The sequence below is a fragment of the Bradyrhizobium sp. 63_E2_N1_3 genome (genome assembly GCF_052076005.1).
GTDB classification, from domain to species: Bacteria; Pseudomonadota; Alphaproteobacteria; order Rhizobiales; family Xanthobacteraceae; genus Bradyrhizobium; species Bradyrhizobium barranii.
The window spans coordinates 1,610,955-1,633,835 of the sequence record NZ_CP197235.1; the positions used below are offsets into that span (position 1 = coordinate 1,610,955).

General features: G+C 60.3%; 22 protein-coding genes and 1 tRNA gene. 20 read left to right on the top strand and 3 right to left on the bottom strand.

Annotated features, from left to right (window positions below):
• The first annotated feature begins 14 nt into the window (after positions 1-14).
• The 3 genes from AB7531_RS07490 to AB7531_RS07500 all read left to right on the top strand — a co-directional run bounded on the left by AB7531_RS07490 (position 15) and on the right by AB7531_RS07500 (position 1,527).
• Entirely contained in the window at positions 15-653 is a 639-nt protein-coding gene (locus AB7531_RS07490) for a class I SAM-dependent methyltransferase (RefSeq protein ID WP_063981205.1), read from the top strand.
• 187 nt (positions 654-840) lie between these two features.
• On the top strand, positions 841-1,206 hold the full coding sequence (locus AB7531_RS07495) for a hypothetical protein (protein ID WP_063981206.1): 366 nt from the start codon (positions 841-843) through the stop codon (positions 1,204-1,206).
• 244 nt (positions 1,207-1,450) lie between these two features.
• Positions 1,451-1,527: transfer RNA gene (locus AB7531_RS07500), tRNA-Met, on the top strand.
• Between the two features lie 778 nt (positions 1,528-2,305).
• On the opposite strand, the gene AB7531_RS07505 is transcribed toward AB7531_RS07500, so the two are convergent.
• Positions 2,306-4,108 (bottom strand): flavin-containing monooxygenase, encoded by a 1,803-nt coding sequence (locus AB7531_RS07505; protein ID WP_283017542.1) that lies wholly within the window; start codon positions 4,106-4,108, stop codon positions 2,306-2,308.
• A 374-nt stretch (positions 4,109-4,482) separates the two neighbouring features.
• On the opposite strand from AB7531_RS07505, the gene AB7531_RS07510 reads away from it, so the two are divergent.
• Positions 4,483-4,860: a hypothetical protein gene (locus AB7531_RS07510; RefSeq protein ID WP_063981209.1), complete on the top strand. Its 378-nt coding sequence runs from the start codon at positions 4,483-4,485 to the stop codon at positions 4,858-4,860.
• 551 nt (positions 4,861-5,411) lie between these two features.
• Here AB7531_RS07510 and AB7531_RS07515 read toward each other — a convergent pair.
• Positions 5,412-5,699, bottom strand: a complete 288-nt coding sequence (locus AB7531_RS07515) for a PilZ domain-containing protein (RefSeq protein ID WP_084794970.1) — start codon at positions 5,697-5,699, stop codon at positions 5,412-5,414.
• A gap of 191 nt (positions 5,700-5,890) precedes the next feature.
• Here AB7531_RS07515 and AB7531_RS07520 point away from each other — a divergent pair, with 191 nt between their 5' ends.
• A complete protein-coding gene (locus AB7531_RS07520) occupies positions 5,891-6,106 on the top strand; it encodes a hypothetical protein (protein ID WP_063981210.1) in 216 nt (71 codons plus the stop codon).
• A gap of 701 nt (positions 6,107-6,807) precedes the next feature.
• Here the strand turns inward: AB7531_RS07520 and AB7531_RS07525 are convergent.
• Complete coding sequence (locus AB7531_RS07525) at positions 6,808-7,230, bottom strand: hypothetical protein (RefSeq protein ID WP_084795334.1); 423 nt, start codon at positions 7,228-7,230, stop codon at positions 6,808-6,810.
• A 780-nt stretch (positions 7,231-8,010) separates the two neighbouring features.
• Here AB7531_RS07525 and AB7531_RS07530 point away from each other — a divergent pair.
• The 15 genes from AB7531_RS07530 to AB7531_RS07600 all read left to right on the top strand — a co-directional run bounded on the left by AB7531_RS07530 (position 8,011) and on the right by AB7531_RS07600 (position 22,386).
• Positions 8,011-10,581 (top strand): ATP-binding protein, encoded by a 2,571-nt coding sequence (locus AB7531_RS07530; RefSeq protein ID WP_283017541.1) that lies wholly within the window; start codon positions 8,011-8,013, stop codon positions 10,579-10,581.
• A 422-nt stretch (positions 10,582-11,003) separates the two neighbouring features.
• Positions 11,004-12,350: an ABC transporter substrate-binding protein gene (locus AB7531_RS07535; RefSeq protein WP_063981213.1), complete on the top strand. Its 1,347-nt coding sequence runs from the start codon at positions 11,004-11,006 to the stop codon at positions 12,348-12,350.
• Positions 12,351-12,453: 103 nt separating this feature from the next.
• On the top strand, positions 12,454-13,413 hold the full coding sequence (locus AB7531_RS07540) for a carbohydrate ABC transporter permease (protein ID WP_014492573.1): 960 nt from the start codon (positions 12,454-12,456) through the stop codon (positions 13,411-13,413).
• The gene (locus AB7531_RS07545; RefSeq protein WP_028150087.1) at positions 13,410-14,363 is read left to right on the top strand and encodes a carbohydrate ABC transporter permease; all 954 of its coding nucleotides are present in this window, start codon (positions 13,410-13,412) and stop codon (positions 14,361-14,363) included. The genes AB7531_RS07540 and AB7531_RS07545 overlap by 4 nt, the downstream gene beginning before the upstream one ends.
• Complete coding sequence (locus AB7531_RS07550; protein WP_063981214.1) at positions 14,360-14,572, top strand: hypothetical protein; 213 nt, start codon at positions 14,360-14,362, stop codon at positions 14,570-14,572. Before AB7531_RS07545 ends, AB7531_RS07550 begins: the two co-directional genes overlap by 4 nt.
• Before the next feature lie 6 nt (positions 14,573-14,578).
• Complete coding sequence (locus AB7531_RS07555) at positions 14,579-15,676, top strand: ABC transporter ATP-binding protein (protein ID WP_063981215.1); 1,098 nt, start codon at positions 14,579-14,581, stop codon at positions 15,674-15,676.
• Positions 15,669-16,676 (top strand): ABC transporter ATP-binding protein, encoded by a 1,008-nt coding sequence (locus AB7531_RS07560; protein ID WP_063981216.1) that lies wholly within the window; start codon positions 15,669-15,671, stop codon positions 16,674-16,676. The genes AB7531_RS07555 and AB7531_RS07560 overlap by 8 nt, the downstream gene beginning before the upstream one ends.
• A complete protein-coding gene (gene dhaL / locus AB7531_RS07565; protein ID WP_063981217.1) occupies positions 16,673-17,287 on the top strand; it encodes a dihydroxyacetone kinase subunit DhaL in 615 nt (204 codons plus the stop codon). Before AB7531_RS07560 ends, dhaL begins: the two co-directional genes overlap by 4 nt.
• Complete coding sequence (gene dhaM, locus AB7531_RS07570) at positions 17,284-17,685, top strand: dihydroxyacetone kinase phosphoryl donor subunit DhaM (protein ID WP_028150082.1); 402 nt, start codon at positions 17,284-17,286, stop codon at positions 17,683-17,685. Before dhaL ends, dhaM begins: the two co-directional genes overlap by 4 nt.
• Complete coding sequence (locus AB7531_RS07575) at positions 17,678-17,992, top strand: HPr family phosphocarrier protein (RefSeq protein ID WP_063981218.1); 315 nt, start codon at positions 17,678-17,680, stop codon at positions 17,990-17,992. The genes dhaM and AB7531_RS07575 overlap by 8 nt, the downstream gene beginning before the upstream one ends.
• 5 nt (positions 17,993-17,997) lie before the next feature.
• A complete protein-coding gene (gene ptsP / locus AB7531_RS07580; protein WP_063981219.1) occupies positions 17,998-19,596 on the top strand; it encodes a phosphoenolpyruvate--protein phosphotransferase in 1,599 nt (532 codons plus the stop codon).
• A complete protein-coding gene (locus AB7531_RS07585; RefSeq protein ID WP_063981220.1) occupies positions 19,593-20,018 on the top strand; it encodes a hypothetical protein in 426 nt (141 codons plus the stop codon). Before ptsP ends, AB7531_RS07585 begins: the two co-directional genes overlap by 4 nt.
• 39 nt (positions 20,019-20,057) lie before the next feature.
• Positions 20,058-21,047, top strand: coding sequence for a dihydroxyacetone kinase subunit DhaK (gene dhaK, locus AB7531_RS07590; protein ID WP_063981221.1), 990 nt, complete (start codon positions 20,058-20,060; stop codon positions 21,045-21,047).
• 261 nt (positions 21,048-21,308) lie between these two features.
• Positions 21,309-21,839 (top strand): DUF1269 domain-containing protein, encoded by a 531-nt coding sequence (locus tag AB7531_RS07595; protein WP_028150077.1) that lies wholly within the window; start codon positions 21,309-21,311, stop codon positions 21,837-21,839.
• Positions 21,840-22,197: 358 nt separating this feature from the next.
• Positions 22,198-22,386, top strand: a complete 189-nt coding sequence (locus AB7531_RS07600) for a hypothetical protein (RefSeq protein ID WP_223153873.1) — start codon at positions 22,198-22,200, stop codon at positions 22,384-22,386.
• Positions 22,387-22,881: the final 495 nt, after the last annotated feature.

Genomic DNA, 22,881 nt, shown 5'->3' on the forward strand with positions numbered 1-22,881 from the left:
CCGGGGCAGGGGGCATGGCAGCAGACATCTCGCGGGCCGGGGTCGAGAAGGCCTATGGCCGCTGGGCGCCGGTCTACGATCTCGTGTTCGGCAAGGTCTTTGACGCCGGACGGCAGTCGACCATCGCGGAGGCCGACCGCATCGGCGGCCGCATCCTCGACGTCGGCGTCGGCACAGGGCTTTCGCTCTCCGACTATTCGCGCACCACGAAGATCTGCGGCGTCGACATCTCCGAGCCGATGCTGCGCAAGGCGCAGGCGCGCGTGCGTGCACTGCGGCTCAGCAATGTCGAAGTGCTCTCGGTGATGGACGCCAAGAACCTCGCCTTCCCCGAAAACTTCTTCGATGCGGTTGTGGCGCAATATGTCATCACCGCCGTGCCCGATCCCGAAGGCACGCTCGACGAGTTCGTGCGCGTGCTCAAGCCTGGCGGCGAACTGATCCTCGTCAATCACATCGGCGCCGAGAGCGGCCCGCGCAAATTGTTCGAGCTCGCCTTCGCCCCCATCGCCCGCCGCCTCGGCTGGCGGCCGGAATTCCCGTGGGACCGCCTCGTCAACTGGGCCGCCAGGCACCGCGGCGTCACGCTCGCCGAGCGCCGTCCGATGCCGCCGATGGGGCACTTTTCGCTGATCCGCTACGTCAAATCGTGAGCGTGATTTGCGGGGATCGTGCTGTCAGTCGGCACTGTCTCCGCAAAACGCGACCTCATCCCGAGGAGCCCGCCAGCGGCGGGCGCCTCGAAGGATCGGCCGCAGGGAAACCGCCAGCCAATTTCCAGCGCTTCAATTCGCCGTGCGTCGGCCGGAACCTCCGCATGGCCGGAGACGTTTCCCTCCCATGCGCACGACATCAAACATCATCCTGGCCAGCCTCCTGATCGCCGCCTCAGGCAGCGCGATCGCGCAGGCCCCGCCGCGACCTGCAACGCCGCCGCAAGCGACCGCGCCGCCATCGGCCCAGCACGCCGCCAATTGCATGCCGCAGGACCGCCCGAACCGCGCCACCGCGCCCGACGGCACCACCACCACCGGCCAATCCCGGGAACCGCTCGGCGACAAACTGGCCAAATCCGACGGCGTGCTCTGCCCGCCCTCGGGCGTGGACCCTGACATGCACGCCCCGGCCCCTTCTACGGACGGCGCCATGCCGGTCATCCCACCCCCCGGTAGTCCTGGCGGCGACCCGACGGTCAGGCCGAAATAGGCTGATTCTTCCTTCGCCTCTCCCCGCTTGCGGGGAGAGGCCGGAGCGCATCGAAGATGCGATCCGGGTGAGGGGGACTCTCCACGAGTCCGGTGCCGAAAAATTGCAAATTCTGGTGCCAAATTCGGCACAAACGGCCTTGTCCCGCCAAAAGCTTTAGCGAAGGCGGATTGACAGCCCGCCGCCCCCTTCCTTATATGCCGCGCGTTCGCGAGATCGGCCGTTCCGCCGCTCGCGACCCTGTGGCGGGGTAGCTCAGCTGGTTAGAGCACGGGAATCATAATCCTGGGGTCGGGGGTTCGAGTCCCTCTCCCGCTACCATCTTTCCCCACACCCCTTTGACTTGGTTTGGGAAAGCTTTTTCCCCCAACAGGGCGTTTAACCGGCCTGATATCTCCACCGTTACGCCACCGATGCGTGATGGATCTCGGAACATGGTGACAGTGTCGATCAGGTCTCTGATGGCTTCGGCGGCCTCTCCGTCGCCCGAACTGATACCCTTCGTTAGCGCCTCCTCGAGCCGACCTAGCTGTTCTTCATATCGCTTGAGAATAGTTGGATGCAGCGCGACCTCTTTTGCGGCCGGCGGTTCACTCCGCAACTCTTCAGATATTCGCTCGCGTTCGGCGCCGAGGGCGGTCGATCGCGGACCGAGAATGGATCGATCGCCGTGCCCTTTTGCGATCGCATCCACCAGTCGTTCGATTTCTCGATTCAACTGTCTAAGCGGTTGTTCGAGGCGCTGCCTTTTTCCATTCGATGTGATTGCGAGGCGCTTTCGCTCTTCGAGATAAGTACGCACGTACTCCGCAATAACTTTCGGCGCGCTCAATTCAGCCCGCAAACCACTGAGAACTGCGCTCTCAACCGTGTCTAAATAGAAGGTCCAATTCCACTGGCGGGGGGAATTCTCTCAGAACCGGTGACCTCCCTGTCACCAGCTTCGATGACGCCCGGAGAGTGCGAAGGCACTTGGCCTAACCATTCCCGAGCGCTTTCTGCTGCGCGCTGACAAGGCGGCCATTGCGCTGGTGAGTGTGGAGACCCGGAAATGGCATGGGGCTCGCAATCCGCGAGCCCCGCTGTGCGCTCGGCAATTTCAGGCCTTGTGATGGACAGTCTGCAGGCCGTAGACCGGCGTCGGGATGTTCTCGTAGCGCGCCTTCAACTGCAGGGAAAGGAATTGCGAGTAATGTCGCGACTGATGCAGATTGCCGCCGTGGAACCATAGGCCTTCCTGCTGCGTCGGCTTCCACATGTTGCGCTGCTCACCTTCCCATGGGCCGGGGTCCTTTGTCGTATTCGAACCGAGGCCCCAGACCTTGCCGACTTTGTCGGCCATTTCCGGACTCACGAGATCGGCGACAAAGCCGTTCATCGAGCTATAGCCGGTGGCATAGACGATCACGTCTGCTGGCAATTCCTTGCCGTTGTCGAGCCTGACGCCGTTGGGCGTGATTTCCTCGACCTGTCCAGCGAACAGCTTGATTTTGCCGTCAATGATAAGCTGTGAGGCGCCGACGTCGATGTAATAGCCCGAGCCGCGGCGCAGATATTTCATGAATAGCCCGGAATCGTCGTCACCGAAGTCGAGCCTGAAGCCGGCCTTCTCCAGCCCGGCATAGAAAGCGGCGTCGTCCTGACGGATCTTGTCGTAGACCGGCTTTTGAAACTGATTCAAGATCCGGTAGGGCAGTGAAGCGAAGATCAGATCGGCCTTTGCCGTCGTCATTCCGCCGCGGACGGCGCGTTCGGAATAAAGATCGCCGATACTCTCCATCAGCGAATCCGAGCGCACAATGTGCGTCGTTGAACGCTGCACCATCGTTACGTCGACGCCGGCCTCGTACAGCGCAGCGCAGATGTCATGGGCCGAATTGTTCGAGCCGATCACCGCCACCTTCTTGTTCTTGCCTTTGTAGCCGCCGGAGCCGGGATGGCGTGAGGAATGGTGTTGCTCGCCCTTGAACGTTTCCATGCCTTTGATTTTCGGCATGTTCGGCTTGGCCGACATGCCGGTCGCGAACACAAGTTGCCTGGGCCGCAGAGTAATCTCCTTGCCATCGCGTTCGACGATGACGGTCCATTCCTTCTTGGTGTCGTCCCAACTGGCGCGTTTGGCCGTGGTGTTCGACCAGTAGTTCAGCTCCATGACCTTGGTGTACATTTCCAGCCAATCGCCGATTTTGTCCTTGGGCGAGAACACAGGCCAGTTCTTGGGGAAATCGATGTAGGGCAAGTGATCGTACCAGACGGGGTCGTGCAGGCAGAGCGACTTGTAGCGGTTGCGCCAGGAATCGCCGGCGCGTGCGTTCTTTTCGACGATGATCGTCGGCACACCGAGCTGGCGCAGCCGCGCCCCGAGCGCAATGCCGCCCTGTCCGCCGCCGATAACAAGCACGTAGGGCTGGGTCTTGAAGCCGAGTTGCTCGACTTCCTCGTCACGCAGTTCCTTCCAGGTCTTGGCGCCGGGATTGACGCCATGCCTGGCGCCGAGCGGTCGGCTGAAGCCAGCCTTTTCCTCATGGGCCTTCAGTTCGGCCATGGTTGTCAAGAGCGTCCAGATCTGACCGTTCTGCAGGCGGATGAGTCCATATCCGCGCGCGACCTCGGTCCCGAACGTGATCCAAGATTCGGTCACGCCGCCGGCCTCGGTTGGCGTTTCACCCTCGGCGATTTTCCAGTTGCGCGGCTTCAAATGCGCGAGGCAATGCGCGAGCATGTCGCGGACCTGATCGCGGCCTTCCATGGTCTTGATGTTCCAGGTGAAGGCAACGAGGTCGCGCCAGTAGCATTCCGGAGCGAACATTCCTACGGCGGCGTCGAGATCGCCTGCCGCAAGCGCAGCTTCAAACTTGTCGAGGAAAACCTGGACGCGCGCACTAAGTGTGGTGTCGAGCATCAATTCCTCCCGGGTGTTGTTTGCAATTTTTCTACGCAGGCAGCGTAACCTTACCCCAACCATCGCGGGAATCCAGACTCGCGCGGCAGGGTTCCCGGTCGGCTTCAGCGCCTCTCAGCGCTCGCCTGCAACAACGCCGCTTCGCCCACCGGCGATGGGGTAGACTAAGAGCTCTATTTGCTGCGGTGCATGCGTCCGGAATTTGGCCCGCAGGCTCCTGTAACGGAGGGGCAGAGCATGTCCGCTCTACCCCGGACAGCTCACGACCGCCATGATCCGGCGGACTGCAACCCGATGCCAGTCCCCCACTGAAATCAACGAAACTACTGCTCACCGATTCGCGCTAAGGTGCGGCATGATCCGGGAGATCAGCGATGCGATTGTCTAGCCTTGCCACTCTGGCGCTTGTCGCGGGAGCTTCCAGCCCAACTTATGTTTCTATCGTCCTGGCGGCTTCGGAATGTTCCAGATCAATGGAATTGGCGGATTGGGGCGAGAACTCGACCGGCGACATCAGCGTCGCGTCTGGGGACAGTTGCATCTTCCCGATCACGTTGCGCGGCGCGGCAAGTAGCTCGGAAATCTCGCAAAAGCCAGCACACGGCAAACTGAAGAAGCTCAACGTTGCGACTTACGAGTACAGGACGAGGGCCAGATACAAAGGAAGTGACACCTTTGCCATCAAAGCAACGGGCAAGGGGCCGAAGGCTTCTGGCACATCGGTCATCACAGTGCACGCGACGATCAAGTAGGCGGGTCGAGCATTGGCGTGACGCCGAGTTGATGCGTGTCGCGTGAGGGCAGGGAGCAATAAGCGTGCCTCAACCCGTCCGCGACGCTCCCAGAACAGCACCCGGTGGCGGATCGTGATCAGGGCCTGGTTGAGAACGTAAGCCAACAGCATCGGCGGAAGTGATTTGAAGGCAGGATCCGGAGTGGCCTCAATGCGATTGCGGTCTCGCGCGGGGATGCTCCATCCGCAACTCCGGAGCTGCTTAAGCGGGTTGGGCCCAGACGCAAACTTGGTTTTGCCGGTATTGCAGCTAAGCTGCTCTCCGCTATGCCCAGAAAGACCCAGCCTCAGAGAGTTGGTTTTCGTTGAGCCAGAGGAGTGCCTGACGAAGACTCAATGGGACCAGTCGCTCCCTACCAAGAGGCGGTGGGGCTCCATCTGTTAGATAGAGCATAAAGCCATCTTTGCTTCGGAAAAGTGCTTCTTTTGCCTCACAACATTCAAGGGACTCTACGTCAAGAGTAGGCAAGCTGCGCTGGACGATCAGCTCCATGTTTTGCAGCATGGCGCTCACGACGCAGACTTCCTCTTATCGTGGATGAAATGCACGCCAGCGGCTGGTCCATCCAACCAGACCAACTGACAGCCGCGAAATGCGAGGCCCGTTGACGATAGAACTAGGAAGAACTCTCGCGAGGTTAGGACGTCAGTCGAGCCCTCAACCTCTAGCTTTGCCCCCGTTGCCGAAATGTCTTTGAGAACGCAGACTCGGCTCCAAGTGCCAACCACAGCCATCAAGTTGACGGCGTGCTGATGGGCAAATTGAACACGGTCCGATTTTCTTCGACCAAAGGCCATGCGCGGCAAAAAAATAGAAGTATGAAATATCTGACGTAGAGCGTGTGCCCCAATGATTAACAAGAGTTAGCGATTCGCGCTTTGTAGCTCGACTAATCGCTAGCGAAAATTGGCGAACTTCAGTGAGACAGTGCGCGCCGCCAAAAACGGTAGGAGCCATCGCATCCTCTGGCGGAGCCAGGAGGCGAACGATGCGATCAGTCATTGCCATTGTTGTAACGGTCGGGGCGTCCTCGCCTGTGCTCGCCCTGACGCAGGGGGAGATTGAGGCCAAGTTACGTGCCGCGGGCTATTCGCAGATTCAGGAGGTCCCGAGCGGCAAGATCAAGACCTACCGAGCAATCAAGGAGGGTACGGAGCGGTCGCTCATCGTCGACAGCACCGGCAACATCAAGGAGCTTCGGTAGCGCTCTCGCTGGGTGGCCAGTGTTCGGTCAGGGACGCTGCCGAATACTCGCGCCAGGCGGCCCGCCTACCGTTTGTATCGGTTCACCTGGCGCACGGTCCAGCGGCGGGTGCGGTCTAGCGAGGCCTACCGTTCCGGGAGGTGCGTCGTTGCTGGCCGTACGAGTATCGAGGTGCTCTGACGTGATTGCCGATCCAATGGCGATGGCCAGAGCGATAGCAGATAGGAGTAAAGCTGCTCGATTCGGGTCCATCATTAGACCTCCGCGAAACGGCTCCATAGTGCCGGGATAACGCCGATCTGGTGATTTGGTTCTTAGGTTCGCCCACAAAGGTATCCGAACAACACTCGCGCAATTACGTGTTGGTCGGATAGCGAGGCACAACGATAACGATTGATCAAAAGTCGGAAGCGGTTTTGTGGGTCGACCGCGCAAAAGTGTTGCCCCGATTTGGAGTTAAGCGATGAGAAACGTACCGCATCCAACAATCACGACCCGTCACTCGCTGCTTCTTTCGACCGCTGCCCTTCTCGTTACGACGGCTGACGCGCCCGCAGACGGTCATCTTCGGAGAGCGGGGAGTATTCGAGGCAGTACATCGCCATTACGAGGCCATCGCGCGCCTTCTCGCCCCACTGACCAACCGTAGGGCTGAGGAGGTCGATCCGTCTTAGACCGAACCGATCTAAGATTCCGCCGACTTAAGCCGATCGTTTGCGATGGTTCTTGCGGTGTTTGCCTTGGGGGCGCCCGTGCGATCGCTCCAGTACTTTCGGCAGAGAAGCCGCCGCTGGAGGAGCTATTGGCGAGGCTTGCTCGACCTCAACCGGCTCGGCTGGGTCGGGGGGCCGTATGGCCGGCGTTGCACCCAAGGCAGCCCCCTCGAGTTTGGCAAGGAAGTCGCGTCCTTGGTTCGTGATAGTCCAAGCGCCGCGTTCGCGAGTGATGAGGCCTTGGCTGAACGCATCAAGATCCGGCGCAAGTTCAGCGAGACGCTTCATACGCAACGTCCATTCAGGGCCGCTCGTATAGAAAACCGCGAGATGCAGCTTGATAAGCTCAAGGTTTCCCCGGCCGTCTGGCTGCCCTGCCAAAATCTTCAATATGGAAAGCTGAAAACTCACGCGCGCCACTCGAACGCAACGACTCAATCCTTACAATCTATCGGTTCTGGCCAACGGCTCATAGATCGGCCGTCAAGCTTCTCGCGGAGATGCTTGCTCGGTAAGCCTAACCGCCAAGGTTAATCGTGCCTGGAGGGTCAAAGGCAGACTTCGACAAGATAAAGGCGCTTGTAACGGAACCGATCCAGGTGGCTCCTTCCGTTACCGAAACACATCCGCCGATTCGTTGGACCATAACTCCATCACCGCCAGCTTTTCCAGGATGGTTGGGCGATGAAGTACCGGCGCTTGCCGGTTCGCTGGCGCGGTCCAGATCGGATCTGTGATCGCCTGGCATTTCATGAGCGATCATGAGCAAGGCGGTGCTTTAAGCAAAGTAGGTTTGGTCTTACCGACGCAATACTCCGACGCCGCGGCGCGATCGCGCCCGACGCATTCGAACCGTCGTTCCACAGGTCGAAGTTACATCCGAGTTGCCGTTGGTCTCGGCAGATAGATGCGCGATGCCCGCTCAAAAAAACAGTACCAAGATTGTCGATTGTGGCTGTACCACCGCGCGATGTCATGGCGCTCACGAGTAGGGCGGGATTGCAGGGGCGAACATGCAACATGTGTCATTTGAAAGCGGGTGCGGATGAAAGCTCGCGCCGCCGCGCATGTTCAACGAGCGGTCACTCGTGGTTCTCACGATCGTGATTGGAATAACGAACGCCTATAAGCGTATGGCCATTGGGATTGAAATGCACAGCAAGCTCCGGGACGATTTGAATACGGCAGAGAATGACCATCTTGTCGCGCCTGTTGGCGCTTGTCGCAGTCGCGTTATTGCCCGCTATCTCGATTCAGGCGTACAACGAAGTTAACCTTCGACGCGCGCGCCAAGTGGACGTACAGAATCAGGCGCTCGGTCTCGCTAAGCTCGCCGCCGAACAGCAGCAACAGATCGTTCAGGGCATTCGGCAGGTCCTGATTGCGCTGTCCGAACTCCCTGCGATAAAGGCGAAAGATAGCCAGGGGTGCAATGCGGCGATGGCAGGGATGAGGTCCCGGTTTCCGGCTTTCCTCACTTTCGTCGCGACCGATCTGAGTGGCCAGCCCTTCTGCGATACAAACACAGATCGCAAGCCGGTGAATGTCTCCGGGCGTCCCTACTTTGCGGACGCGTTGAAGACGGGCGCGTTTACGGTGGGACAATTCTCGATCGGTCTGTCCGTCGATCGGAAACTCATTCAGTTCGCGCTGCCTTTCTACGGAGATGATGGTCAGCCAGGGGGCGTCATCATTGCGCCTCTCGGCCTGGACTGGTTAGCGGACTACATCGCGCGCGCGGGTGTTCCGGCGGGAGACGCGCTGGCCATCACCGATCGCAACGGCACCTACCTTGCCCGCTATCCGGACAATGACCGATTTGTCGGTAAGAAATTGGTTCGCGTTGGTGATGAGAGGCAGTATGGCGACGGTCTCGCAGCCGACCTGGTTGATGTCGACGGCGTCGAGAGGATCGTGGGTTTCTCGACTCTCGGGCCCGATTCTGGGGGACTTCGCGTCAGCTTCGGCCTCGACAAGGCGAACGCCTTTGCCGAGATCCAGAGCCGGACCCGACACGACATCTTCCTCATCGCCCTCAGCGCCATGATGGTGCTGGGCCTGACGCTGCTCGGCGCCCGGCAATTCATCCATCGGCCGCTCGGACTATTAGTTGACGCCGCGAACCGATGGCGTCTCGGCGACTATGCTCGCCGTGTGAATATCCGCGGCAGTTCTGAAATCGCGGGCGTAGCCGGCGCCTTCAACACCATGGCCGATGCGCTGGATCGCCGCGAGCAGGAATTGTCCGATGCAAAAGAGAAGGCCGAGGACGCCGCGGCCCGGCTTACGATGCTCTTCGAAAGCACAACCGACAGCGTCGTGATCGTCGACCACGATTGGCGGATCAGCTTCTTCAACCAGAGGGCCTGGTCTCAGATCGCTCAGGGGCGTGATCTGATTGGAATGCACCTGCAGGCGTCGCTTCTGGATGCCGCCGATACGGGAATCGTCGAGCAGCTTCGGGAAGTCATGTCGGACCGCCGTCCGGTTTCGTTCGAAGCGCACTGTCCTCGTCGTGCCGCTTGGTATGCGATCAACGCGTTTCCTTCTGGCGAAGGGATCGCGATCTTCTTTCGAGACGTCACCGAGCAAAAGCATGCCGTGGAGGCGCGCCAGCGCATCGAGGAGCAGCTTCATCAGAGTCAGAAGATGGAGTCCGTCGGACAGCTCACGGGCGGTGTTGCCCATGACTTCAACAACCTGCTTGCCGTCGTTTCGGGAAACCTTGATCTCATCGAGCGCGCGGCAAATGACGGCAAGATCCGGCGCTTCGCCGCGACTGCGCGGCGTGCCGCCGACCGGGGGGCGAAGCTCACCGCACAGCTCCTCGCTTTCTCTCGACGGCAAAAGCTCAACCCTAAACTGATCAATGCCAACGAGCTGATCTCCAACTTCCAGGGGCTCGTCCGTCAGGCGGTCGGCGCAGAATGCGAGGTCAGGCTGAAGATCGACGAGCGATTGTGGCTCTGTCAGGTGGATCCATCCCTGCTGGAGACTGCCCTTCTCAATCTAGCGCTGAACGGCCGCGATGCGATGCCGGGCGGCGGAGTGCTCGAGATCGAGGCGCGGAACGTCGTTCTGGATCGGGAAGCCGTCGCTGGATGTCCGGCCGGATCATATGTGAGGCTGTCCGTCTCGGATACGGGGCAGGGGATGTCTCCCGAGGTGCGAGACCGGATTTTCGAGCCCTTCTTCACTACCAAGGAAGTTGGCAAGGGCACTGGCCTCGGTCTCAGCATGGTGTATGGCTTTGTCCGGCAATCCGGTGGCTATATTTCAGTCGAAAGTGCCCCTAACGCCGGCACCACGATCTCACTGTACCTGCCGAGAGCCAATCAGGAGGCTCGCGACGAGGTGGAAACTGAACAGACCCGGGCTATGCCGGGAGGCTCCGAGCGAATTCTTTTGGTCGAGGACAATGAAGATCTGTTGGAAGTCGTGTCTGCAATGCTGACGAGCTTTGGCTATCGGATTCGCCTTGCTCACAACGGTACCGAAGCCATCCGAATTCTCGACAGCGATCAGGGGTTCGATCTTCTGTTCAGCGATGTTGTCATGCCGAATGGTCCCAATGGCGTCGAGCTTGCTCGCGAAGCAAAGCGGCGGAACAGCAGGATCAAGATATTACTTACGTCGGGCTACGTGGGAGACGTGCTCGCGCGTCACGGGGCGACAGACGAGTTCCCGATTATTCACAAGCCCTTTGGCGTGGCCGAACTCGCTCAACGTCTGCATTCTCTTCTTCAGAAAGAAGATGTTTAGGCAGGCACGAAGCCAGACGGCATCGCCGTCCATAGCGACAATGCGTATTCGTCTCTAGAGCCAGCCATCTTACGGTTCTTGCGGATCAGGTCGAGGCAGCCGTGCTCGAACGCAAAGTCCCTGACGTAACTCAAGGTGGCGCAGATCGCATAGCCAGTACCGGTTGAGCGCATGGTTGCTGCCTCAATTTCGCGAGGGGCACCATGACCGAGCGACTTAAGAGCGTGCTTGCAATGTTTAGTATATAGTGTTTCACTAAACAAATCGAGCTTGGCTGAATCCCTAAGAATCCAGGCAGGCGCGAGGAAACGTCCGTTTAGTCGTTCAGCCCGTGAAGGACTGTATCGCTCTGCTCGAAGCATTCGAGCGGGTTGGAGAGTCGCGCCATGTCGATGGCCGGCCCCACTGGGAGGGAAAGCGTTATGAAACAGACAGTAAAGGCGCTTCTTACTACGTTCGGAGTTCTCGCATCCGCGCTCGGTGTCGGAGTGGGGACTACTCCTGCGCATGCGCAGGCCAAGACCATCACGCTGTGCTGGGCCGCGTGGGATCCTGCCAACGCCCTGGTCGAACTGTCGAAGGATTTCACCGCCAAGACCGGCGTCGGCATGAAGTTCGAGTTCGTGCCGTGGACCAACTATGCCGACCGCTTCCTGAACGAGCTCAATTCGCATGGCTCGCTGTGCGATCTCATCATCGGGGATTCGCAATGGATCGGGGGCGCCGCCGAGAACGGTCAGTACGTCAAGCTCAACGATTTCTTCACAAAGGAAGGAATCAGCATGGACGACTACATGCCGGCGACAGTGGTCGGCTATTCCGAGTGGCCGAAGAACAGCCCGAACTATTGGGCGCTGCCCGCCATGGGTGACGCGGTGGGCTGGACCTATCGCAAAGACTGGTTTGCGCGGCCTGAGATCCAGGCGGATTTCAAGGCCAAGTACGGCCGCGATCTCGCCGTGCCGAAGACGCTCGATGAACTGCGCGACATCGCAAAATTCTTCCAGGGCCGCGAGATCGACGGCAAGAAGGTCTATGGCGCTTCGATCTATACCGAGCGGGGCTCGGAAGGCATCACCATGGGCGTGTCGAACTACCTCTATGATTACGGCTTCCAGTATCAGGATCCGAAGAAGCCGTATTCAATGGACGGGTTCGTCAACTCGCCTGGCGCGGTGAAGGGGCTCGAGGCCTACAAGGAGCTCTACAAGTGCTGCACGCCCCCCGGCGCATCCAACTCCTACATGTCCGAAGGGCTTGATGCGTTCAAGTCGGGGCAAGTCGCGCTTCAGATGAACTTCTTCGCCTTCTTCCCGGGCCTCTACAAAGATCCGAACGTCGGTGGGGACAAGATCGGCTTCTTCAGCAATCCCGCCGGCCCCGCGACTCGGGCGACGCAGCTCGGCGGGCAGGGCATCTCGGTCGTTTCTTATTCCAAGAACCAGGCCGAGGCGCTGCAATATATCAAATGGTTCTCCGGTGGAGATGTGCAGAAGAAGTGGTGGGCGCTAGGCGGCTATTCCTGCGCCAAGTCAGTGTTGAACGATCCGGGCTTCCCGAACAGCGCGCCGTTTGCCGGCGAGTTTTTGAAGTCGATGGGAATGGTCGTCGACTTCTGGGCCGAGCCTTCCTATGCCCAACTCCTGCAAGCCGAACAGAAGCGCGTGCATGACTACGTGGTGGCGGACAAGGGCACCGCGCAGGAAGCGCTCGATGGCCTGGTCAAGGACTGGAAGGCGATCTTCAAGGAAGAAGGCAAGAAGTTCTAGGGCAAACGCCTGGAGCGCACGCCGAGCGCGCTCCAGGCTCTCTTCGGTAGAACCCGCAGGCGTCGCATAGTCGACAATCGCGACGCCAGGATTGACCAGGGCCATGAACGATTTGAGCACTTCGTCGCAGATCACCTACCGGGCCGTCCCGATCCGACCAGGCGTGATACGTCGTATCCGCGGCCTTTCGGACCAGGCGCTCGCATGGCTCTTCATCACGCCGACGATCGTGCTGCTGCTGGCGATCAATATCTTCCCGCTGGTATGGACGATCTACCTGTCATTTACCAACTACCGCGCCAATCGGCCGAACGCGCCGACGCTATGGCTGGGGACCGATTGGTACCAGTCGATCCTGACCGATCCGGATATCTGGGCGGCAATGCAGGTCACGGCGCATTTCGTGGTTTGGACCGTGCTGATCGAGACTGTGCTCGGATTCGGCCTTGCGTTCCTGATCGACAAGAAATTCCGTGGCCATGGCCTGTGGACCACGATCATTCTGTTGCCGATGATGCTCTCACCAGCGGTTGTCGGCAATTTCTGGACCTTCCTCTATCAGCCGCAGATCGGGCTGTTCAACTACGTGGTCGCCTTCTTCACGGGGCGCGGCGCTTCGTCGTTCCAGATGCTGGGAGACGTGACCCTCAGCCCGTGGGCCATCGTCATCGTCGACGCCTGGATGTGGACGCCTTACGTGATGCTGATTTGCCTGGCGGGGCTGCGGTCGATCCCGGATTACATTTATGAGGCAGCGGAGGTCGACCGCGCGTCGAATTGGCGGCAGTTCTGGTCGATCACGCTGCCGATGGCTCTGCCGTTCATCATGCTCGCGGTGCTCTTTCGCGGGATCGAGAATTTCAAGATGTTCGACATGGTCAACCTCCTGACCGGAGGAGGGCCGGGCTCGACCACGGAAGTCGCTTCGATCACACTGAAGCGCGCGGCCTTTGAGAGTTGGCGAACCGGCTATTCCTCGGCCTTCGCGATCATTCTGTTCGTGACAGTGTTTGGCCTTGCCAACATCTACGTCAAGGCGCTGAACCGGGTGAAAAGCAGATGAGCGCCTCAAATGCAGCCCACTCAGTCGTCGAACCGTCGACCGGCACTCGCCGCTTTGCCGGTCTGCTCGTCATACTCTATGCCATCATAACGATGGTTCCGCTGATATGGATCGTGCTCACCTCGTTCAAGTCGCCTGACGATGCGATCTCCTATCCGCCGAAGGTCCTCTTCAAGCCCTCCCTTGAAGGCTATTGCAATGTCTTCACAACACGCTCGCGTCAGACTCAGGAGTTTATCCAGACGCTGGGGCCGCCGCAGGGGCTTTGTGACAACATCGCGCGCAGCCGCAACATGGTTGTCGCCGGGCCGTCGAACTACGTGCCGCGCTTCATCAACTCGCTGATCATCGCCTTTGGCTCGACGGTGCTTGCCGTCGCGCTCGGTACGCTCTCGGCTTATGGTTTTTCGCGCTTCCGCGTGCCTCTCAAGGACGACCTCCTGTTCTTCATTCTGTCGACCAGAATGATGCCGCCAATCGCGGTCGCGATCCCGATCTACCTGATGTACCGGACCGTCGGGCTATCGGATACCCGTCTCGGGATGATCCTGCTCTACACTTCGGTGAACGTCTCGCTCGCTGTCTGGCTACTCAAGGGCTTCATCGACGAAATCCCGCGTGAATACGAAGAAGCGGCAATGATCGATGGCTATACGCGCTTTCAGGCGTTCGTGAAGGTGGTTCTACCGCAGGCGACGACGGGGATCGCGGCGACGGCGATTTTCTGCCTTATTTTTGCGTGGAACGAATACGCCTTTGCTGTGCTTCTGACCTCTGGCAACGCTCAGACCGCGCCCCCATTCATTCCGATCATCATTGGCGAAGGCGGCCAGGATTGGCCGGCCGTAGCCGCCGGCACGACGATCTTTCTTGTGCCGATCGTCGTGTTCACGGTGCTGCTTCGCAAGCATCTTCTGCGCGGGATTACCTTTGGGGCCGTTCGCAAATGAACCTTGATGTGAACACGTCAACGCCGAACGTTAACCTGACGAGCAGAATGTTGCGGCGCGGTCCGCTGGAGGCCATCGCGACGGCGATCATTGCCGCAGGCGTGGTCATGCTGATGCAGCCGTTTTTTCTGACGCTTTATTCCTGGTCTTTCGCGGTCACTCTCTTTGGGACGGTGATGTTCACGATCGTCTCGAAGGTCCGGGAGTAGCGCTCGATGGCACAGATCAGGGTTGAAGCGCTCAACAAATCCTTTGGAGAGTTTCACGCAGTCAAGGGCGCGAGCTTTACGGTGGATGACGGCCAGTTCCTTTGTCTGCTTGGGCCGTCCGGCTGCGGCAAAACGACAACGCTGCGGATGATTGCAGGACTGGAATTGCCGACATCCGGCACGATCAGGCTCGACGGTGAGGACGTGACGATGAACCGTGCCTCCGCGCGAGATATCGCCTTCGTCTTCCAGCTATTTGCGCTCTATCCGCACATGAATGTCCGGCGCAATATCGGCTTTCCGCTTAAATGCGAGGGCATCGGAGCCGCGGAGTGCGACCGGCGCGTGGTGGAGGCCGCTCGGATCCTGCGTATCTCCCACCTCCTTGATCGGTCGGTTTCGACCCTCACCGGCGGCGACCGTCAGCGCGTCGCGCTTGGGCGGGCGATCGTCCGCAAGCCGAAGTGCTTCCTGATGGACGAGCCGCTCGGAGCGCTCGATACCGAGATGCGCGAGGCGATGATCCAGGAATTGCGCGCGCTGCATGACCGGCTTGGCGCGACCACCGTTTACGTCACGCATGATCAACTGGAGGCCATGGCAATGGCGGACCTGATTGCGGTGATGAACAACGGCGTGGTCGAGCAGATTGCGAGTCCGCGCGACATTTATGACCGGCCTGTTTCGCTCTTCGTCGCGGACTTCATCGGTTCTCCAGCGATGAATTTCCTGCCGTTTCGCGGCAGCCTGCAAGCCGGGGCGCAGGCGATCCGGCTCGGGGATCGCGACGTTGCGATACCCACCGCACGCGAGGCTCTGGTGGAGAGCGACCTTGTCCTGGGCGTCAGACCCGAGCATGTGCGTTTTTCCGATAGCGGCATGGTGCGGGGCGAGATCTATGGGTCGGAATATCTCGGCACGACGCAGATCGTGACGGTGACGACGCCTTACGGCGCTCTCAAGGCCCGCTCGCCCGCCAGCATGCCCTTTCGGATTGGGATGAATGTCGGGCTCGATTTTCGGCCCGATACGTTGTCGCTCTTCGACCAGGGGTCGGGACGGGCAATACGCACCGCATTGCACGAGGGAGGCAAGCATGGCTGAAGTCGAGATCGGGGCGGTCTCCAAGGCGTTTGGCAAGACGCAAGCCGTCGTCGATCTGTCCCTCACCATTGGAGATGGCGAATTTGTTGCGTTGCTGGGGCCGACCGGCGCCGGCAAGACAACGACGCTGCGTCTCGTTGCCGGATTAGAGGCGCCCGACAGCGGCTCGGTCCGCATCGACGGACGCGATGTGACCAGTGATGCGCCGGCGGATCGTGACGTCGCCTTCGTATTCCAGCAATATTCGTTGTACCCGCATCTGACCGTGTTCGAGAACATGGCCTTTGCGCTACGCGCGCCGACTCGGCGCCTGCCGGAGGCCGAAATTCGCGCAAAGGTCGAACAGGTTGCGCGTCTTCTCCATATCGAGGCCAAGCTCCACAGCAAGGCGACCCAGTTGTCGGGCGGGCAGATGCAGCGCGTTGCGATTGGCCGCGCTCTGGTGCGCTCGCCCTCGATCTACCTGATGGACGAGCCGCTTTCTTCGCTCGATGCCAAGCTGCGCGGTGAAATGCGCCTGGAGCTTAAGCGCATCCAGATCGATCTCGGCGCGACGATCCTCTACGTCACCCACGATCAAACCGAGGCTATGACCATGGCATCGCGCATCGGCGTGATGGAGGCCGGGCGGCTGATGCAGATCGGCACGCCGCGCGAGATTTACGAGAACCCGGTCAACGCCTATGTCGCTGCCCGGCTCGGCCAGCCGATGATCAACCTGCTGCCGGCAACTCTGTTTGCCGGCGTTCCGCCCGGCGTTAAGACGATTGGCGCTCGTACCGAGCACCTGGCGATCGCACGCAGCGGCGGGGACGTGTCGGCCACCGTCACGCGGGTCGAACATCTCGGCGACCAGAGCCATGTCCATCTCGATCTCGGCGGCCAACCTGTCGTGACGTTGGCGGACCCTGAGGCGAGGTTAGACGTCGGCGACGTCGTGTCGCTACGCCTTAACAGGCCGCTGTTCTTCGATGCGGCCGGCGGGAGGGTCGCGGCATGAGTCTCGATCGGACCTCTAGGGAGAATCTGGTGCGGGCGCTTGCGGAATCGGTGATCCAGCACGCCGACGAACTGACCAGCCTCGACCAGGCGATCGGTGACGGCGATCATGGGCTGAACATGAAACGCGGCTTCGAGGCTGTGCTCGCGACGTTGCCCGGCCTTGCGGACAAGTCTCTGCCAGAAATGCTGAAGTCGATCGGAATGACGCTGGTCATGAAGGTTGGCGGAGCTTCTGGGCCGCTGGTTGGCACCTTCTTCATGGAGTTGGGCAAGGCGCTTCCAGAGCAGCCAACACGCGCGGAGTTTGTCGCGGCTACGGATATGGCAATCAATGCCGTAAAGGCGCGCGGACGCTCGGAGGCAGGACAGAAAACCTTGCTGGATGTCCTGGTGCCCGTGCAAGCGGTATTGGCTGCAGGCGGCGATGCGCGGGCGATTGCGTTAGAAGCGGTGCAGGCGGCCGATCGCACGACGCCGATGCTCGCTATTCGCGGCAGGGCTTCTTTTCTCGGCGAACGCTCCATTGGTCACATGGACCCCGGTTCGCGCTCAACGTCCCTGTTGATCGGGGCTGCAGTCAAAGTATTGGAATTCGAGGCAAGGTCATGAACAATCCAAATGGCGGCAATGTCGGAATCGTTATCGTTTCACATTCGCCCAAGATAGCGGAAGGCGCGGCAGATATGGTGCGCCAGATGGTGGGCAATGCGGTGCCGCTCGCCTGGACCGGCGGCGATGTCGATGGAGGGCTCGGCACGAATGTTGCTGGAATCCTGGAGGCGATCGAGGCGGCGTGGTCCGCAGCAGGTGTGGCTGTGCTCGTTGATCTCGGTGGAGCGGAGACAAATTCCGAGATGGCGGTGGAAATGTTGGCTGAAGATCGAAGGGCGCGCGTCGTCGTCTGCAATGCTCCGGTGGTCGAAGGAGCGGTGATTGCAGCGACGGAATCCTCGGGTGGCTCATCGCTCGCAGCCGTCAAGCGTAGCGCGGAGGAATTCTATGCATGATGCCCACGCCAGCCGGGCAGCTGAGACGTCGGTGCCGCTGACCGCCTCGGCGGTTCTCGTCAACAAGGTCGGACTTCATGCGCGGCCGTCGGTCAAGCTCACGCAGTGTGCGAAGAGGTTTGCCGCAAAGATCGAACTCGCCCTCTCTGGAGACGGGCCTTGGACGGATGCCAAGAGTCCGGTGAAGGTGATGCGTGTAAAAGCTCCGCAGGGGGCGACGCTGCATTTCCGGGTCGCCGGACCGGACGGAGAGGTGGCGCTTGCTGCCATGCTTGCGCTTGTGCATGACGGTTTTGGTGAGGCTTAACGGCAGTGGCAGAGATCCAACTTATCGGCCGTGCCGCATCGCCGGGCCTCGCGTTCGGGCCGGTCGCCGTGCTGACTGCGGCCGTGGCCGGGCGAATGGCGAGCGAGGATCCGGAGCAGGAGGCTGCAGCGCTGCGGGCGGCGATTGGGGGGGCGAGGGCGCAACTGGCCGAGCAGATCAAGACGATTCAGAGTGAGGCGGCAGACATTCTGGAGTTCCAGGCCGCCATGTTGGAAGACGATGCACTCACAGATACGGCATATGAACTTATCGCGATCGGGATCGCTGCCGACCATGCCTGGCGCCGGGCACTCGACCTAGAGATCGCCGGCTATCGCGCGGCTGAAGATGAATATTTCCGTGCCCGGGCCGTTGATATCGTTGACATCCGCGATCGCGTGCTTGCGCATCTGGGCGGTGTGGATGTTGTCGCCGGAATCGCGGGCGGTTCGATTGTTGCGGCTGAAGATATCACGCCTTCGACCTTTCTTGCGACTGACTGGTCGCAAGGCGGCGCGATCGCGCTGGCCAGTGGCTCACCTTCCTCGCATGTCGCCATGTTGGCGCGAGCGCGCGGGGCGCCGATGGTCGTTGGGTTAGGTCCGTTGTCGTGGCATGGACAGCCACCCGTCTTGGCGCTGGTGGACGGCGACGCCGGAAGGGTCATCTTCGATCCGGAGCCGGAGACCATCCGTCTCTTTGAGCTGCGTATGGCGGCTGCGAAGGCCGAACTGGCTGTCGCCGAGGAGACCAGCCTTGCGCCTGCCTTCGTCGCCAATGGTCGGCGGATAGCGGTTCTGCTCAATGTCGCCGGGCCTGAAGACCTTGCAAACCTTGATTCCGCAATTTGCGACGGCATCGGCCTTGTACGCACGGAATTCCTGTTCGAGGCAGCCCACGGCCTGCCGGACGAGGAAACGCAATACAGGGTCTATCGAGACATTCTCGTCTGGGCCCAAGATAAGCCGGTGACGATCCGGACCTTGGATGCAGGCGGAGACAAGCAGGTTCCCGGTTTGACGGTCGAAGGTGAGAGCAATCCGTTTCTCGGCCTCCGCGGTATCCGCCTCTCGCTCGCGCGGCCGGAGGTGTTTCGCATGCAGCTCCGCGCGCTCTGCCGTGCGGCTGTCCATGGCACGCTGAAAGTGATGTTGCCCATGGTTGCGGTCCCGTCGGAATTGGACCGCGCGAACGAAATACTTGACGCGGAGTTCACAGCCCTCCAAGCGAAAGGAGTTGCCTGCGCTCGACCGCCGCTCGGCATTATGGTCGAGGTTCCAGCGGCGGCGCTCTGTGCAGCGGATTTTGGCGCTGCATTCTATTCCATCGGTTCGAACGATCTAACCCAGTACACCATGGCGGCGGCGCGCGACATCGGCGCAGTCGCTGACCTCAATGATACCAGCAATCCGGCTGTGCTGGCACTGATAGCCGCGACCGTCGAGGCCGGGCTAAAGCGAGGCGTCGAGGTTTCGCTCTGTGGCGACGCCGCGGCCAACACTCACCTCACGGCGGCGCTGCTCGCGACCGGATTGACAACTCTCTCTGTGTCGCCGATTGCCGTCGCACGGCTCAAGGCCGCAATCGCAAAGGTGAGTTCATGAGGGACGATGTCGGCAAGGACACGCCCGGTGACAAGAATGTCGCAGAATACAAAATAATCCTGCGAAAGGTACTCGACAATCGGCCCTCGGGGACGCGCCTGAAGCTTGCGGCGGCGCTGGGCAAGAATCGTTCGTTCGTGAGTCAAATCACGAATCCGGCTTATCTGGTGCCGATCCCGGCGAAGCATGTCGCGGTCATCTTCGACGTCTGCCATCCGTCCAGCGCCGAGCGTGCGGCATTTCTCGATGCGTATGGCCGCGCGCACCCCGGAAGACTGCGCGCACCCCACCGCGAAGCGCGCACGCGTGTCATTACCGTGACCGTTCCTGAACTTGGTGACGACAAGAAGAATCGTGCGCTCGAGCAGCTCATCGTGGATTTAGCCGCGCAGCTCGCGCGCTTTGCGGAAAGCGTCGGTTAGCCATTGAATCGAACTTTAGACCGGACTGGGAGAACGCTCATGAAAAAGCTGATCAACAGCGCCGATACTGTACTCGAAGAAAGTCTTGACGGCCTCGCCGCAGCGCACGCCGATATCCTGCTTCTCGGCGCCGAGCGCAAATTTGTGCGCCGTCGCACGTTGAAACCGGGCAAGGTTGCGCTGATTTCGGGAGGCGGCTCGGGACATGAGCCGCTGCATGCGGGCTTTGTCGGCCTGGGCATGCTCGACGCGGCTTGTCCTGGCCAGGTCTTCACCTCGCCGACGCCAGATCAGATGATCGAGGCTGCGGAGGCCGTCGACACCGGCGCAGGTGTGCTGTTCATCGTCAAAAACTACGAAGGCGATGTGATGAATTTCACCATGGCAGCCGAGATGGCCGGCCGAGAAGTCGCAAGCGTGGTGACGAACGACGACGTGGCGGTCGAAAAGTCGACCTACACGACCGGTCGTCGCGGTGTCGCTGGAACGTTGATCGTGGAAAAAATGGTCGGCGCCGCTGCCGAGACCGGAATGCCGCTTGCCGCGCTCAAGGCGCTCGGCGATGAAGTCAACCGGCGTACGCGCTCGATGGGGGTAGCTCTATTGCCATGCACTGTGCCGGCCGCCGGACGGCCAAATTTCACGTTGGCCGACGATGAAATGGAAATGGGCGTCGGCATTCATGGCGAGCCTGGCCGGCGCAGGGTACCGTTGGCTTCCGCCGATGCGATCGCCGCCGAGGTGCTCGACGCGATCCTGAAGGATCTTGCGCCGAGCAAGGGCAGCGAAGTGCTGCTTCTCGTTAACGGATTTGGTGCGACGCCTCTGATCGAACTCTATCTGATGGTCAATGTCGCAAAGCGGACTCTGGATCGCGCGGGGATCACGGTGACGCGCTTCCTGACCGGTTCCTACGTCACATCCCTCGACATGGCCGGTGTCTCGATCACCGTATCGGTGCTCGATCGCAAAGCCACGACATTATGGGATGCCCCGGTGCAGACCGCAGCTCTGCGTTGGGGCGTCTGATTTCCGCGCGCGGCTCATTTTTTGCTGATATCGCAGATCTGCGTCGTGTGGGGAGAGGCGTTAGCGGTCTCCTGACTCGCACCCTGACGCCTCATCTTGTCGGTTCTCGCGAGCCGGGCCGCCCGTGCCGGGTGTGCCCGCCGCCTCCCTTTGTGCCCGGAGCCCCGTCATCCGCTATCCGTAGCGGCTTGCCTGTCCCGCGCGACCGGGCGCATCCTCTCTCGCATGGGCAGCAATCGTTCGAGTAGAGGAGCAGAACAGATGAGCGACCTTGTCGTAATTGCATTTCCAACCGAGGCGAAGGCGGAGGAAGTTCGTCAAAAATTGCTGGCCATGCAGAAGGAGTATTTGATCGAACTCGGCGATGCCGTGATCGCGGTGAAAGACAGCAACGGAAACATCAAACTAAATCAACTGATCAATACCACGGCTGCTGGTGCGGCTACTGGCGCCTTTTGGGGCACGCTGATTGGCCTGATCTTTTTGATGCCGCTTGCTGGTGCTGCCCTTGGCGTCGCGTCCGGCACACTCAGCGGATATTTAACGGATGTCGGCATCAACGACAAATGGATGAAAGAGACCGCTGCCGCCGTTCAACCCGGAACCGCAGCGCTCTTCGTACTGGTGCGCAAAGTCACGGCAGACAAGGTTCTTGAGAGGCTAAAAGGCGAAGGCGGCACGGTGCTAAAGACTTCTCTCGACCACACTAAGGAAGCCGCCTTGCAAGCGGCGCTGGCGGAGGTCAAAGCGGCGGTACCGGCGGCTTCGCCTCCTGATTTGCCGGGCGCTTGAAACGATGGCGACCGCCTGCCGACGACCGCTCCCGGCATTACCGCAGCCCTCTCTGGCCAGTGACGCCGCGCCGGGTGCGGTCATTGGTGCAGTTCCGGGTCCTTTGTGAGGGCCAGAGGCAAGTGCCGGGACCGCGCGACCGCGCCGTATGAATATATTTGCAATTCATCATACCGCGTTAAATTTAGTGAGATCCGTTCACGTGCCTGAGCCCGAGGCACAGCGTTGACCTAGATCAAACCATTGATGGCGGTGACGTTCTTCTGAACGGAGAGGGCCGCCGGGTGAGTGTTCGGCTGGGCTTGTTCTTTAATTCCCAGGATTTTGATCTATTTCGCCAAATGCGTGAGGGATGCAGATGTCGGACAATCCCATCGACGTGATCGAAGCCGCCATTCGCTCCGCCTTCACCAGTTACCCAAAGGAAGACGACCCGGATTGGAGAAGTCCGCACTGGATCAAGTCTGAAGAGTGCACGCACTTGGCACAGGGCATACTGCTGGAATTGCACGCAAACGGATTTGAAATCGTGAAGAGGCAGACCTGATAGATCGGCGGCGGGCCCGCGCAATTGGTCATTTGAAGTGACCAGATCTCGCGACGTGACACAGGCTCGACCCAGGCGGCCAAGGCGCGCCGCTCGACCGGCACCTTGCGGGCGTTACCATTCTTGCCCGTGCGCTTCCCAACTGCGGCAGATGTCGCAGTTGATTTCTTTCGCTCGAACCTTCGTTGCGGCATCGCCTCTGCGCCAGTGCCGCCGGCCGCACCGCCTCGACCGCCTCGATCACGCCAGAGGCGCGTGGGAAAGGGAGGGAGAGCTTAAATGGAGCGGGCTGATGGCAAGAGCGGTCAGACGCGAACCAACGATGCCCCTATTTGCTTTCCGGGGTCCCTCGGAGACCAGGGCCAAACGGGGGTGATCGATTGTCGCACTTGCGCCACATGGCGCGCCGCCTTTGTGTACGGGACCGCATAAAAATTAAACCAGGAATGCGCGATGGCAAAAATCCTCGTTGGCGTTGTTGCGATGCGCCGAACA